Raw genomic sequence first — 15,246 nt, 5'->3', positions numbered from 1 at the left:
CCGTGTCCTTGGAAGCAAGGGGGAATCGCTTCGGCCAAGCGGACCGACCCCGAACCGACGCCGGGATCGGGCAAACGCTCAACTCCTGGGTCTTTCGTTATTCGGATCCCACGGGGATTCGTCGATCACGCTCACGCTATGGGGGGTGCCCAAGATATCCATCGTCAGCTGCGTGCCGATCTCGGCGCACTCGGGACGCACCATCGCCAGCGCCAAGGATTTGTCGATGCGAAATCCGTAGCCGCCGCCCGTCGCTCGACCCACCAATTCCCCATCGGCAAAAATCGGATTGCTGCCCAAGGCATCGGCATCGCTCGTTCCATGCACCTCCAAAGTGACCAAGCGATTGGAAAAACCCCGCTCCTGCCAGCGCTTCAAGGCGGCTCGACCCAAGAAATCCCCCTTGTCGAGATGGACGAAACGATCCAAGCCCGACTCCAACGCCGCATATTCGATGGAGAGTTCCGTACCCACCATGCGATAGGATTTTTCAAGGCGCATCGAGTCCATGGCTCGAATGCCGAAAGGGGCGAGATCCAAATCGCGCCCGGCATCCATCAAGACATCGAAGAGATGGTTCTGGCATTCGATGGGGTGGTGCAGTTCCCATCCGAGCTCGCCTACGTAATTGACCCGCAAGGCAAGGCAAGAGGCGAGGCCGACATCGATCCGGCGCCCGCTCAGCCACGGGAAGGCGGGGTTGGAAAGATCCGCATCCGTCACCTTGGCCAATAAATCCCGGGATCGAGGGCCCGCTATCACCAAAACCCCGAGTTTGGCGGTGATATCCTCGAAGTGCACCGAGCCGTCTTTGGGAAGATGGCGTCGAATCCAATCGTGATCGATTCGGGCGAAGGCCCCGGCCGAAACGAGATAGAAACTCTCCTCGCTTTCGCGCCAGAGGGTGAATTCCGAATGCACTCCGCCGCTCGGATCGAGGGAATGGACAAGGCGAACCGGTCCGCTGCGAGCCGGGATGCGATTGGCCAACAAGAAATCGAGGAATTCCTTTGCCTTGGGACCTGCGATCCGACATTTGGCGAAGGCGCTCATATCCAACAGGCCGACACTCTGCGCGACATGGCGACATTCTCTTGCGACATGCTCGAACCACTTCGAGCGGCGAAACGACCAGTGATCCACCGGCTCGACCCCTTGCGGGGCGAACCAGTTGGCCCGCTCCCAACCGAATTTCTGGCCGAATACCGCCCCCCGATCGCGCAGCCGATCGTGGCAAGGCGAGGTGCGCAAAGGTCGGGCGGCGGGGCGTTCCTCATCCGGATAGTGGACGGTGAAGACGTTGGCGTAGGCCTCTTCGTTCTTCTTTATCAGATAGGCTCGGGTTGCATAATCGCCGAAACGACGCGGATCGACGCCCATCATGTCGATGGTGGGCCGGCCCTCGACGATCCATTCCGCGAGCTGAAATCCCGCGCCGCCGGCGGCGGTGATCCCGAAGCTATGTCCCTCGTTGAGCCAGAAATTATCGAGCCCCCAAGCAGGGCCGATGATCGGACTGCCATCGGGCGTATAGCAGATCGCCCCGTTGTAGATATTCTTGACCCCGACCTCGCCGAAGGCGGGTACCCGGTGGATGGCGGATTCGATATGCGGGGCGAGACGCTCTAGATCCTCTTGAAACAGTTCGTACTCGCAATCCTCGGCGGGGCCGTCGACATAGCAAGCGGGCGCCCCTCGCTCGTAGGGACCCAAAAGCAACCCGCCCCGCTCCTCTCTCATATACCAGGAACCCTCGGAATCGCGCAAAACCCCCATCTCGAACAGCCCCCGCTCGTGTCGCGCCTGTATTTCAGGATGGGGCTCGGTAACGATGTATTGGTGCTGCACCGGAATGACGGGGATCGACAGCCCGACCATCGCCCCCGTCCGCCGAGCGAAGTTCCCGGTGGCACAGATGACATGCTCGCAAACCACCCGACCTGCAGTGGTATCGAGGCACCATTCGCCCCCGGGGGTGCGCGAAATGGCGGTGACTTCGACATTGCGATGGATCTGCGCCCCCCCGGAACGAGCGCCGGCGGCCATGGCTTGGGTCAGATCCGCAGGCTGCACATAGCCATCCCCGGGATGGCGGATCGCCCCGACCAATCCTCGGGTATTGCACAGCGGCCAAACCTCCTTGACTTCATCGGGCTCCAAAAAGCGCACATCCACCCCGATGGTGCGCGCCACCCCCGCATACTGACGGTATTCATCCATCCGATCCCTCGTCGTGGCCAACCGGATATTGCCGACCGGACGCAGGCCGGTATCCTGACCGGTTTCCTCGACGAGCCGATGATAGAGATCCACCGAATATTTATGGATTTGCCCCACCGAATAGCTCATGTTGAACAAGGGCAACAATCCAGCGGCGTGCCAAGTGGAGCCGGAAGTCAATTCCTTGCGCTCCAACAACATCACATCCGACCAGCCTTTTTTGACGAGGTGATAAAGCGTACCGACCCCGACCACTCCTCCGCCGATCACCACTGCGCGAGCATGCGTTTTCATCATGAATCACTCTTGGAAAGATTGCGGGTACTGAAAAGATTGCACCGAAGACGGTGGTATTTTCGAGCGACGACCATCTTCGGATACCGATCGGCCGAAACGAGCGTTCCGCGATACCCCCTTTTTCACCCGGCCCCGATGGCATCGAAGGGCACGATCGATTCGCCGGGGCGAGGCAGGGGGCGGGCTCGGATGCTTCGAACTCGGATACTTTAAGGGGCTTGGGCCGAAATCGTATCGAAAAATCGTATCGAGAAATCGTATCGAGAAGTCTCATCGAAGGAAGGAATCGATTGGCCCCGTCATCGCAAGCGTCGTCCCCGGCATCGATTCCGCCCCCCTTGCCATCGATGGCCTCGCTGAAATACCGCCTGTCAATCGTGCTTATGTCGGGGATTTTTCGCCCGAATATCCGCCTCGCCTTTCCTTTTCGCCGCTCTATCTATAAAGCGCAAACACCCTACAAGCCTTCGATATCGTTGCAAGATTCGAAGATGAGAATATCATCGACACCTATCCTGAGGCAAATAGTGCCTTCGACCGCTCGATAAGGAGATCGACGGGCAAAGCGACCACCTAACATCGTTCACCGACATCGGCGGTATCGAATGATTGTCGCGGATGATTTTCGCAAAGACGGGCTCGATCGTCTCGAATACCGTCGCCACCGGCGACACCCTTCGATATGCGCCTTTTCGATCGCGAGGACCCGAAGATCGCCCTTGTGTAAAACGAGATACCCCACCATGACAACAAGAGGTCATCCGCATGAGTAGCGAAAGACGAGGGCGTGGAAGAAGCGGAGGGCGCGAGGCCAGAAAGGCCGCCAGAAGTGCAACCCCCGCACCCGAGGCCGCCTTCATCACGCGCCGGGTTCCGGTTTACGATGTGCTATCGAACGAAGGGCTCGAATTGATCGAGCGCAATGCGGAAACGATCCTCGAGGAAGTCGGGGTCGAGTTTCGCGACGATCGCGAGGCCCTCGAACTGTGGCGCGATGCCGGCGCCGATATCGACGGGGAGCGGGTACGGATCCCCCGAGGTCTCGCCCGTTCGCTGGTCACCGCCAACGCCCCGGCGGAATTCACTCAGCATGCCCGCAATCCCGATCGCAGCGTTCGGATCGGGGGGGCTCATACGGTCCTCGTCCCCGCTTACGGTCCGCCTTTCATCCGCAACCTCGACGAGGGCCGCCGTTATGCCACCATCGAGGACTTTCGCAACTTCGTCAAACTGGCCCAGGACTCTCCCGGCCTTCATCTAAGCGGAGGGACGCTGTGCGAACCGGTCGATCTCCCGGTCAATAAACGACACCTCGATATGGTGTACAGCCATCTTCGTTTCTCCGACAAACCCTTCATGGGCTCGGTGACCGCTCCCGAGCGGGCCGAAGATAGCGTGGCGATGGCGAAGATCGTCTTCGGGGAGGATTTCGTCGAGGAGAACACCGTCATCACCAGCCTCATTAACGCCAACTCCCCCTTGGTATGGGATGCGACGATGATCGGGGCTCTCAAGGTCTACGCCCGCCATCGGCAAGCGACCATCGTCTCTCCCTTTTGCATCGCCGGAGCGATGTCCCCGGTCACCATCGCCGCCACTTGCGCCCAGCTCTTCGCCGAGGCCCTCTCGGGGATGGCCTTCGCCCAGCTCGTACGCCCCGGAGCCCCGGTGATCTTAGGCACTTTTTCGAGTTCGATGTCGATGCAATCCGGGGCTCCGACCTTCGGCACCCCCGAACCGCAGCTCGTGCTCAATGTCATCGGATCGCTGGCCCGGCGTTTGGGAGTGCCCTTTCGCAGCGGCGGCGGTCTATGCGCATCGAAATTGCCCGACGCCCAAGCGGCCTACGAGGCCGCCAATACCCTTCAGCATGCGATGATCGCCGGGGTCAACTTCATGCTGCATGTCGCCGGGTGGCTCGAAGGCGGACTGGTGATGGGATATGAGAAATTCGTGATGGATGCCGATCAGGCGCAGATGATGGCGATCTTTTCGAAGGGCGTGGAGCTGACGGAGAACGCCCAAGGGCTGGATGCGATCCGAGAGGTCGGCCCCGGCAATCACTTCCTCGGAGCGGCCCATACCCGCGCCAATTTCGAACATGCCTTCTACCGCTCGCCCTTGGCCGACAACAACAGCTTCGAGCAGTGGCAAGCGGAAGGATCGCTCGACAGCATCGCCCGCGCCAACCGTCTATGGAAGGGGATGCTCGAACGCTACGAGAAGCCGGCGATCGATCCGGCGATCGACGAGGCGCTTCTCGCCTTCATCGCCGAACGCAAGGCATCCGCTCCGGATATGAATTACTGAATCCCTCGCTATTTCGGGACGTGGTCCGAAAGGCTCGATTCGAACTCGGATCGACGGCGGGCGCGGCTGCGACCCACACGCACTCGATACTCGGCATCGATATCGATGCCGAACCCTCGAAGAGAAGCGAATATCTGCGCAGGCCGAGCCTTCGAGGGGTATCGCCCGGCCACCCGGATGTCTCGTCGCTTTATGACCCTCGCACTTCGAAGATCGATGACTTGAATGCTCTGATAGGGGCATCTCTTCCGCCTTTTCAAAATCCTTTATTTTGCAGAAACAAAATTTCAGCACTTGCAATATCGATCATCCGTCTCTATACTCTTATCCGCCATGAACTGCAGGAAATGGATTTCCGCAAAAAAATGAACCGTCGATTGAGTGAAATCGCCGATGTGGGCTTGGGCGTGCCCTTTAGGACCCGCTTGAAGCACATTCGGACGGGCTCCATCAACGTCATCCAAATGCGCGATCTTCCACATATCGGAAATGAAATCGATCTCGAGGGGCTGGTTCGCACCGACCTGAACCGGTTGCGGAGAATTCAGATTTTGCGAGCCGGGGATTTGATCTTTCGATCTCGCGGACTGACTTTCACCTCGGTGATGGTCGAAAGGCCGCTGGGGAATACCGTCATCGCCGCCCCGTTGGTACGCATCCGACCGGATATCACCGTTGTGGATCCGAGCTACCTCCTGTGGTGCATCAACAGCCCCGTCATACAAAGACACTTGCGCAGTCGAGCCGAGGGCTCGGGGGTGTTGGCCGTCAACCTCTCGGAGCTGAACGATATCCGAATCCCGCTGCCGCCCCGCGAACGCCAGCGGCGCATCGCTCGTATCGCCCACTTGGCGATGCAAGAACGGATACTGCGTACCCGGATCGATCGCATCAGCCAGCAACGGACCCACCAAGTCCTGTCGAAAACCGTATTCGGGGCATCGCACTTCGAACACCGGGGTAGGGTTTGGTGAGCAAAAACACTGTCAGTTTGGAAGACATCCATCGGGCGGTCTGGCGGGCCTGCGATACCTTCAGGGGAGTGATCGACGCCACCGATTACAAAGACTATATCTTGGTGATGCTCTTCTTGAAATATATTTCCGATGTCTGGGCCGAGAGAAAAGAGATGCTCGAACGGGAATACGAGAACAACCCGGAGCGAGTCAAGATACTGCTCGGGCTCGAGCGCTTCGTTTTGCCCGACGGGGCCAGTTTCTATGACCTTTACGATAATCGAAACGATATCGATATCGGCGATCGTATCAACAAGGCCTTCGCCGCCATCGAAGCCAAGAACAGAGCCAGTTTGGAAGATATCTTCAGCGTCGACTTCAACTCCGAGAGGGAGTTGGGGGAAACCAAAGAGAGAAACGCTCTGCTCAAACAACTGCTGGAGGACTTCAATCGGCCCGAGCTGGATTTGCGGCCCTCCAAGGTCGATCGGGATATCATCGGCGATGCCTATATCTACCTCATCGAACGATTCGCCACCGATGCCGGTAAAAAAGCCGGGGAATTCTTCACTCCTCGAAAGATTTCGTGGCTGGTTGCCAAGTTATGCAATCCGCAACCGGGAGCCTTGATCTGCGATCCCGCCTGTGGATCGGGGGGCTTGTTATTGCAGGCCGCCAAATCGATCAGCAACCAGGACTACGCTCTGCACGGGATGGAGAATATCTACAAGACATGGGCCCTATGCCGTATGAACATGTTCTTGCACGGGGTGGATTCGGCCCGTATCGAGCGCTGCGATACACTGCGAAATCCGAAGCTCATCGATCGGGATCGCCTGATCAAATACGATAATATCGTTGCCAACCCCCCCTATTCTTTGGATGTATGGGGCGCCAACGAAGCGAAAACCGATATCCACGGCCGTTTCTGGCGAGGCATACCCCCGAAATCACGCGGCGACTATGCCTTCATCATGCACATGCTGGAGGTTGCGAAACCGAAGCACGGTCGGATTACGGTGGTGGTATCGCACGGGGTCCTCTTCCGGGGCGGCTCCGAGAAACGGATCCGCCAGAAGATCATCGAGGAAAATCTGGTGGATACGGTGATCGGGCTACCTGCCAATCTTTTCACGACCACGTCCATACCCGTCGCCATCGTCATTTTCGATCGGGCTCGAGAGCCCGGCGGAGCGCGCGAACACGAGCGGGATGTGCTGTTCATTGATGCCAGTTCCGAATATACCTCCAGCAAAAACCAAAATACCCTCGAAGACGCTCATATCATGAAAATCCTGAATGCTTATAGGGCTCGCCGGGATATCGATCGATATGCGTACCTTGCACCCCCGGAAGAGATTATCAAGAACGATTTCAACCTCAGCATCTCTCGCTATGTCAATACCTTCGAGGATGAAGAGGAAATCGATATCTTAGCCATCGATCGTCAGATCTCCCAACTCGAAAGCGAACTGTCCGATCTTCGGGCGGAGATGAAATATCTCTTGGACGGCATGCTCATGGGAGAGGAAAAATCCAGCGAACCTCGCTAGATGATTCGAAGGGTTGTTCGCTTGCCTCTTCCAAGGATGATCCGAGAGGGCGAACCCTGCAATGCCGCATATTCCTTCGATCTTTCTTTCGATGATCGCTCGCAAGGCACCGATCCTGCGGGTTTTTCGAATGCACGATTAGCCTCTCGCCCGTTATGGATTTGCAAGAGGGATATGAAAACGGCGCGCCCTACCCAAAATAATGCGCCGGCGTTTTAGCCGATATTGAAACCCCGTCGATATTCTTATCGGTCCATCTCCACGGGGCAAAACGAGATGCAAAGAAAATCCCGCCGAGCCGAGAGCCCGGCGGGATTGGAATGTACGCGTTAGTCGCAGGAGGGGTGGAAGCAGCCGTGATTGCTTGCAAATACGCCGAATATCCCGACGTCTCGGATGATCGGGCTGTCATCATCCGTACCGTTGAAGCACGCCCAAGCATCGGTGCCGCAAATCGGCTTCGGATCGCCGATGCGGATATCGGCGAACATCGTCGGGTTTTCGACCTGCTCATTGCTAGCCTTAGGCGGAGAAAGGAATCCGCCGTTACCGGTCGGCTGGGCGGTCATCAGCGGCTCATCGGTCGGCTTGGTTTCGATCCATCCGCTCTTTTCGCTTTCGGCGACCATCGCCTCCGGCTTGTTCGAATCGGGCAGCCGCTCGAACCACTCGAATTCATCGAGCGAAGCGGAGTCGCTGGGCGGGCATCCTTCGGCATCGCAGGAAACGCCCGCATGGGCCGAACCGACGAGCCCGGCAAGCATCGCAACTATCGCAAATATTCTCATTGACTTATCCCCGGTTGAGTTCGTACCTCAACCTTTACCAAATCCGAGAGCGAATGTCAAGCCCCCTCACCGCCGTCTCGGTCATCGGATCGATGGAACGAAGATCATGATGCGTTTGGAACCCCGCCGGTCATTTTAAGATATCCGACAAAGAAAGGGCGCATCGCTTGCCGGAAGATTCGTCTTACGATCTTTCCACCATGCTTGGCTTTCCACCACACTTGGCATGAATTCGAGAATAAGACTTCCCGTCATTCACAAAGGCGGTGCGCCGAAAGTCAAGCGCGAGCGGATCGGGTAGAAGAGGGGCCAGAAGGTCAAATAGGTCTTACCCTACCCGAGCCCTTTATCCCTTCCCGACTTTGTCCGATGACGACGGCATCCTCGTAACCGGCATCGCGCAGGCGTTCCACACACTCATCGGCTTTGGCCTCGGGGAGCGAGGCCAAGAGTCCGCCGGCGGTTTGGGGGTCGAAGAGCAGCGGCCAACGGGGGTTTCGAGGCAAGTCCTCGGCGATATCGCATGTGGAAAGAGCGCTTTCGAGATTTTGCGGGTGCAAAGTGCTCTTGATGCCGGCGGCGAAGCAATCGAGCGCCCCGGCAAGCACCGGAAGGGCGGCGAGTTCCACTTCGACATCGACCTGCGATGCCCGCACCATCTCCGTCAAGTGCCCTAGCAGCCCGAATCCGCTGACATCGGTGCAAGCGCTTGCCCCGTATTCCCGTAGAAGGTGCATCGCTCGGCGGTTGGAGCGCTGCATCATCGAGCTTGCCCCGGCCAGCCACGCCCCTTTGGCCTTCGCTCTCATATCGGCGGCGAGCAGAACTCCGGTGCCCAGAGGTTTGGTCAGAACGAGTCGTTCCCTTGGCCCGATCGGGCCTTTGCGCAGGAGGTCGCAGGCCAAGACGAGTCCGTCGATCGAAAAACCCAGCGCGAGCTCCGCCCCCTCGCCGCTATGACCGCCGACCAAGGAGGCTCCGGCCTCCCGCAGCACCTCGCCGGCGCCGATCATCATCGAAGCCAAGGTATCCTCGATCCTCGCATCGGGACCGTAAGGTAAGGTGGCGATCGCCAGCGCGCTTTGCGCTTCGGCGCCCATTGCATAAATATCGTTCAGGCCGTGATTGGCGGCGATGCGGCCGAAGACATAAGGGTCGTCGATCATCGCGCGGAAGAAATCGACGCTGCGCACGACGAGCATCCCCGGCGGGATATCGAGCACCGCGGCATCGTCGGGGGCATCGAGACCGATCAGCACGTCGTCGCCCATCGAGGGCTCGATCCCACCGATCGCTCGCGCAAGAGAGTCCCGCCCCACCTTCGCTGCGCACCCTCCGCATCGCATCGCATCGGATAGCCTCGACGATCCGCTCTCGTCCTTCGCCACCGCCATCGGCGCCGGGGATGCTTTTATCATCTCCGGGAGGTCGGAAAAACGGCGCATGAATCGGCGATCGATCCAATCCTTCCACCCCCACACCCATGCCCCCCTCAATGTCGGCAATCCGCCCCGGGTGGCGATTGCATAACGGTCTCCGGTGCTGATCAGGCTCAGATAATTCCGTTGGGGGGTGAATCCTCGAGGAGGGCGACCGTAGAGAACCCGACGGAGATTGCCCTCGAGTTCGGGTCCTTGGCGTACGGCGAAGACGCCGGCCTTTTCTCGGGGGTGCATCGATACCGAGGCGCAATCCCCGGCGGCGAAGATGCCGGGATGCGAGATCGATTCGAGGCTAGGGTGGACCGCAACGAAGCCGCGCTCGTTCGTTGCAAGTCCACAAGCGGCGAGCCAGTTCTGCGAATCGGCTTGCGTGATCCAAAGCACCTCGTCCAAGACGTGCTTTTCGCCTCCGGCAAGGTGCAAGATGCAAGGCAGCGGCTTTTCGAACGCCGCTCTTACAGCCTTCGGGTCTCGAAGTGAGCGCTCACTTGCATCGATGGATCGGCTCGGATCGTCGATATCGGCGGACTCGAGATCTGCCGGATGCTCTCTCGGTAAATCGATCTCCGCCGAGTCGGTAAGAGAGTGAGCGTTCACATACCTGCTGACCCGCTCGACCCGATGGCCGCTGTGCAAGTGCACCCCTCGTTTGGCCAATACCCCGGCGAAGATGTCTTGAACCTTGGCGGATGCGCGAGGAAGAAGGCCGGATTCGCCCGCGAAAAGGTCGAATCGAAAACGACTCGGATCGTCTCCGACGGCTTCGAGCCGCTTGCGCAGTCCGTGCTGCATCGCAAGCACCATCTCCACTCCGCCGACCCCGGCGCCGACCACCCCGATCCGCATCGGTCTTTTGCGAGTGAGCGCTCGCTCCACGAGGGCGTGCCAACGCGAGACGAATTCGCCGATCGGTTTGACCGGGATCACCGCCGGTTCCTTTCCCGAAGCGGGCGCAGCGCCCGGGGTGTCATGCAGGCAAGGAGCGGAGCCGATGTCGATCGAGAGCAGATCGAAGCGCACCGGCGGACGGTTGCGACACTGAACGAGGCGGCGTTCGAGATCGAGCCCGATGGCTTCGTCCCGGAAGAAGCGGGCGTCGGCAAAGCGGGTCAGCGGGCCGAGATCGATGTGGATATCGTCGTATCCATAATGCCCGGCGACGAAACCGGGAAGCATGCCGGAATAAGGAGTTTGCGAATCGGGGCTGATCAGGGTAATCCGAAGCCCCGGTATCGGCTTCATGCCCAATCGCCTAAGAACGATGACATGGGCGTGCCCGCCGCCGATCAAAACCAGATCCTTGAAGATCGGGGGAGGAGAAGGCCAAAGACTCATGAGGCGATTTTCAAGCCCAAGTTCCGATGCGCGATCATGCGATGCATTATCGTCTTGATGCAAAAGGCGAGGGGAGGCGGCGATGGAAATTCGAGCGATGCCGGTATGTGAAAAGATCCATCGAATCGAAGGGGATCATGGATCCTTGGAATTCGAAACGAGAGCGCGAGAGATCGATCGAGTCCGATGAAGATCGCACAAGGGGTATGTAGAAGATCATGCCACCCGACCGTCGGCATCGGATCTTCCGCTGCGCTTTACGATCCATGTTTTCGAGTCGGGCGAGCATCCGCAGGAGGGGGAACTTGTCTTGTCCTATCCGAAACCCTCTCGGTGCGAGGGACATGAATTCAGCGCCGCCGATCCCGATGCCTTGTCAAGGCGGGGACTCGATGCGCTTGGTTTGCGATCGATGGACGGGAATTCGGTCGATCGAGCCCATCGCCTTGAAAATCGCTCCGCGCGCGGCGACCTCCGGCGATCGTCGATGACCGCCGATAGCGAGCGGCGCTCAACCTCCCGATCCGATCCTCACCTCCCCACCGGCGCTGTTGTTCACCAGCGCCCCGCCGCCCCCGGTCCGTGTCAATATCTGCACCGTGAAGGGGGCGTCCGAACGCAGCTCGCATGTCATTCCCATCCCCTGCCAGCGATGATTGATCATCCCCGCCAGCTCCTCGCTTTGCACGTGGCGCACCACCGAGGCTCCGATCTCGAAGGTGTCGCTCTCGTATCGCGTCCCGTCATCCTCATAGCAGGTGAACCGGGTCGATGTGCAGCTCATGGCGCCCGACGCCGTGCAGCGGATGCGGATATTCGATTTCTCGAAGCCATCCGGCGAGGTGATCGACTCGATATCCGCCCGATACCTCTGACCTTCGAGGTAGCTGCTGAGATAGGCGCTGTTATTGACCAACACGCCATCCCCCGAACGGGTCCAGACTTGGGAGTCGATCCGGTGCGCACTCCTCAGCGCACAGCCCAACCGTCCCTTGCCCGACCATGAATCACCGACATGCGTCTCGATATCCTGCGCCGTCAGCATTCTTATCCCTCGAGCCGGTATCTCGCCCGGGATCGCTCCTTGGAGGGCCGAGCCGTCGCTTTGCGCCGAGCAATCGAGATAGACCGTGCACGGGGTATCCTGCTTGCAGTGGACGAACAAGGTGGACTGATCGCCCGAAACCGCCGACGGCATCGCCAAGGCCTGCGTTTTCACCGGATCCGATAGCGTCGCCGGCGGTTGCGAACCGCCTTCGGTATAGGACACCGAGATTGTCCGGCTCGCACTCGAATAGTTCCCGCCGGTGGCGGCCAAGGTGATGATATCCAATCCGCCCTGTCGATCGCTATCCGCAGCGGCTTTGGCACCGGCGCTTTGACCCGTATCCCAATTGTCGGCGGTGAAGATGAGCGAGGGCGGGGTGATCTCGATACCCGGATTCGAACTCGACAGCGAAACGATGACCACCTGCGTGCCCGTCGGCCTCATCCCGAGCCGGACGACAAAGGAGACCGGATCGCCGCCACCGACCAGCCCGATCCGATCGGTGGAGACTTCTATCGTGCCCGGATTGTCGATGCCGACGACCGCAAGGCTCCGCCTCGCTCGGTCATAGCCGCCGCCGATGGCCGACAAGGTGATGGTGTCAGCATCGTCCACCTCGTCGTCATCTTGGGCCAGTGTCACCGTGATCACCTGATCCGATTCCCAATTCGATGAATCGAAGGTCAGCGATTGCGGTGATATCGCGATATCGTCGTTGGTCTTGCCCAGCAAGACGTTCACGTTCCCAAGGGGTGCATTACCGACGAGTCTGGCGGTGAAGGTCTTCGACGAGCCCTCGCCGATCACGAGGGTTCCGGGGTTCACGACGATGGTGCCCCGTTCACCCGCCGCAGACGATTCTTCGTCGTCTCTCACGCTGACGCTCACTTGCCTCGATGGCACATCGATACCGGTGGCGGCGAGGGTGATGGTATCGCTATCGTCGATACCGTCGGCATCGCCGGACACTTTGATGGAGATACGTTGATCCTCGTTCCAATTCGAGGGGGTGAATGTCAGAGTGCTCGGCGAGAGGGTGATATCGGGGTTGATATTCGTCAAGAACACGGTGACATCCGAGGCTTGGGCGATACCGTCGAGCCCGACATCGAGGGAGCCCTGCGTGCCCTCGTCGATCTGGATGGCCTCCAAACTCACGGTAATCATGCCTTGAGTATTGGCCGGGAGCGTGGTCGAAGATTCGTCGTCATCGACGATCTCGACGCTCACATCGCCCGATACCGAATCATAGCCGGACCCCGATGCGGTGTAGAGAATCACCAATCTCTCGTCGCTATCGTCGGCGTCATGGTTTGCGCTCACCCTCACCGTTTGGCTCGTATTCCACGCACCGCTGGTGAAAGTGAGCGTCGTCTTGTCGAGGGTCACGTCGGGGTTGTTCTGCGCATCCAGATTGACGATCACATCCCCGCTCGGCTGCCTCACCAATCTCATCGTGAAAAGGGCGCTGCCGCCTTCGTCGATCCGCAGGCTTCCCGGCGAGACCGTCAGTCCCGCGGCGTCGTCATCGGTGACCACGATCCTCTGCGCGGAACCGACCCCGTCGTAGCCGCCGCCGGAAGCCGATAGATCGACGGTGGCCTCGTCCGATTCGATATCGTCATCTTGAATCGAGGTCGCGGTGACGGTCTGCTCCTCTTTCCAGTTCGCCTGGGTGAAGGTCAACGAAGTCTTGTCGAGCGATATATCGGCGTTATCGCTCGGCTGCACCGCCACCGTCACATCCGCGCTCGGCAGCGTCGCCAGCCTCACGGTGAAGGTGCCGCTCTCGCCCTCGGCGAAGTTCAAGGGATTGGGGGTGATCACCAGGGCATCGCTATCGTCATCCTCCACCTCGACACCCACACTCCCGGTCTTGCCCGCATAGCCGCCGCCGGTGGCCGACAGGGTGATGCTCGCGCTCTCGTTCGACGAATCATCGTCATCGCCCACGAGCACCGCCACCAATTGTGGGGTGTTCCAGTTCGAACTCGTGAAGGTCAACACGGTCTGCTCGCCGTTGGCATCGGGATCGGCATCCACCCTCACATCGGGGTTGCTCGGCTGGGTGAGCGTCACCGAAACGGTGCCGCTCGGCAAGGTCGCAAGGCTCACCGCGAAGCGACCGCTCCCCCCCTCGGCGATCTTCAACGCATTGGGCGGGAGCACCAAGGATTCTTCGTCGTCGTCCGTCACATCGACGCTCACGCTTTCGCTCAGATTGTCGTAGCCGCCGCCCGACGACGCCAGGGAAATGACGCTCGTGCCGTCGTCCACGGCATCGTCGTCTTGGGCCACCCTCACCGTGACCGTCTGCGTCTTATCCCAATCGTCGTCGGTGAAGGTGAGCGAGGCCTTGTCTGCGCTCACATCGGAGCCGCTCGGCAAGGTCAAGGTCACGCTGACATCGTCGCTCGGGCGCTTCGTCAACCGCACGGTGAAGGTGCCTTGCCTGCCCTCGGTCAGATCGAGGGTGGTCGGCGAAACCGTCAGACCCGCATTGTCGTTATCTGTAACCGTGACGTTCACACTCTCTTCGACACTGACATAGTCGCCACCCGAGGCCGACAAGACGATGCTTTCGCCATCGTTATCCAGATCGTCATCCTCGGCGGCGCTCACCGTCACCCTCTGCGCCGTATTCCAGTTGGCGGGGGTGAAGGCAAGCGTCGTCTTGTCCACGCTCACGTCGGGGTTTCTACCCGCGGTCAGCGTCACGTTGACATTCGCGCTCGGCAGGGTCGCCAACTTCACATCGAAGGTAACGCTACCGCCTTCGGTGACGCTCAGCGAACTCGATGTGAGGGATAGGGCCGGTGTGTCGTCGTCCGTTACGGAAATATTCACGCGGCCGGTTCTACCGCTATAACCGCCGCCGATGGCCGATACCGAGATGGTCGCGCTATCGTCCGAGGCATCATGGTCTTGGGCTGCAGTCACTTTCACCGGCTGCGCCGTACTCCAGTTGCCGACGGTGAAGGTGAGCGCTGTCTTGTCGAGTTTCAGATCGGTGCCGCTCGGCAAGGACAAACTCACCGTGACACCACCGCTGGGCTGGGTACTCAAACTCACATCGAAGGTGGCGTTGCCGCCTTCGGCGACGGTCACGGTGCCCGAAGGCAGGTTCAAGTTCTCGCTATCGTTATCCGTGATGGTGATCTTGACCAGACCGGTCGCGCCACCATAATTCGAGCCGGCCGTCAAGGTGATGTTCGCGCTATCGTTCACGGTATCCTGATCATGGACCGTGCTTACCGTCACCGTTTGGTACACGTTCCAGTTGGTGGTCGTGAAGGC

The 15,246-nt window shown here is 59.5% G+C and carries 7 protein-coding genes; 3 read left to right on the top strand and 4 right to left on the bottom strand.

All coding sequences use genetic code 11. From position 1 onward, the window contains the following. Positions 1-78: 78 nt before the first annotated feature. Positions 79-2,514 carry a GcvT family protein gene (locus tag BF99_RS0102955; RefSeq protein ID WP_025769694.1) on the bottom strand — a complete coding sequence of 812 codons (2,436 nt, stop codon included), beginning with the start codon at positions 2,512-2,514 and terminating at the stop codon, positions 79-81. Positions 2,515-3,282: 768 nt separating this feature from the next. Here BF99_RS0102955 and BF99_RS0102940 point away from each other — a divergent pair. The 3 genes from BF99_RS0102940 (at position 3,283) to BF99_RS0102930 (ending at position 7,336) form a co-directional block, all read left to right on the top strand. Then, positions 3,283-4,827, top strand: a complete 1,545-nt coding sequence (locus BF99_RS0102940) for a trimethylamine methyltransferase family protein (RefSeq protein WP_025769692.1) — start codon at positions 3,283-3,285, stop codon at positions 4,825-4,827. 365 nt (positions 4,828-5,192) lie between these two features. Continuing rightward, positions 5,193-5,801, top strand: coding sequence for a restriction endonuclease subunit S (locus tag BF99_RS22760; protein WP_156013136.1), 609 nt, complete (start codon positions 5,193-5,195; stop codon positions 5,799-5,801). Continuing rightward, positions 5,798-7,336: a type I restriction-modification system subunit M gene (locus BF99_RS0102930; RefSeq protein ID WP_038097085.1), complete on the top strand. Its 1,539-nt coding sequence runs from the start codon at positions 5,798-5,800 to the stop codon at positions 7,334-7,336. Before BF99_RS22760 ends, BF99_RS0102930 begins: the two co-directional genes overlap by 4 nt. A 329-nt stretch (positions 7,337-7,665) precedes the next feature. On the opposite strand, the gene BF99_RS0102920 is transcribed toward BF99_RS0102930, so the two are convergent. The 3 genes from BF99_RS0102920 to BF99_RS23280 form a co-directional block, all read right to left on the bottom strand. Beyond that, complete coding sequence (locus BF99_RS0102920) at positions 7,666-8,124, bottom strand: hypothetical protein (RefSeq protein ID WP_231471291.1); 459 nt, start codon at positions 8,122-8,124, stop codon at positions 7,666-7,668. Between the two features lie 317 nt (positions 8,125-8,441). After that, on the bottom strand, positions 8,442-10,901 hold the full coding sequence (gene selD / locus BF99_RS21780) for a selenide, water dikinase SelD (RefSeq protein WP_156013135.1): 2,460 nt from the start codon (positions 10,899-10,901) through the stop codon (positions 8,442-8,444). 511 nt (positions 10,902-11,412) lie between these two features. After that, positions 11,413-15,246: beta strand repeat-containing protein (locus tag BF99_RS23280; RefSeq protein WP_025769683.1), on the bottom strand; the 3,834-nt coding region annotated here is incomplete at its 5' end.

The organism is Thioalkalivibrio sp. HK1, assembly GCA_000583135.1.
Lineage (GTDB): Bacteria > Pseudomonadota > Gammaproteobacteria > HK1 > HK1 > HK1.
The sequence above is the reverse complement of the archived record's forward strand: the minus strand, read 5'-3'. Positions and strand labels throughout refer to the sequence as shown.

What these genes read in the sequence shown, in the direction of transcription:
- selD (WP_156013135.1), bottom strand. Translation starts at nt 10,901, where the DNA reads ATGAGTCTTTGGCCTTCTCCTCCCCCGATCTTCAAGGATCTGGTTTTG.
- BF99_RS0102955 (WP_025769694.1), bottom strand. Translation starts at nt 2,514, where the DNA reads ATGAAAACGCATGCTCGCGCAGTGGTGATCGGCGGAGGAGTGGTCGGG.
- BF99_RS0102940 (WP_025769692.1), top strand. Translation starts at nt 3,283, where the DNA reads ATGAGTAGCGAAAGACGAGGGCGTGGAAGAAGCGGAGGGCGCGAGGCC.
- BF99_RS22760 (WP_156013136.1), top strand. Translation starts at nt 5,193, where the DNA reads ATGAACCGTCGATTGAGTGAAATCGCCGATGTGGGCTTGGGCGTGCCC.
- BF99_RS0102920 (WP_231471291.1), bottom strand. Translation starts at nt 8,124, where the DNA reads ATGAGAATATTTGCGATAGTTGCGATGCTTGCCGGGCTCGTCGGTTCG.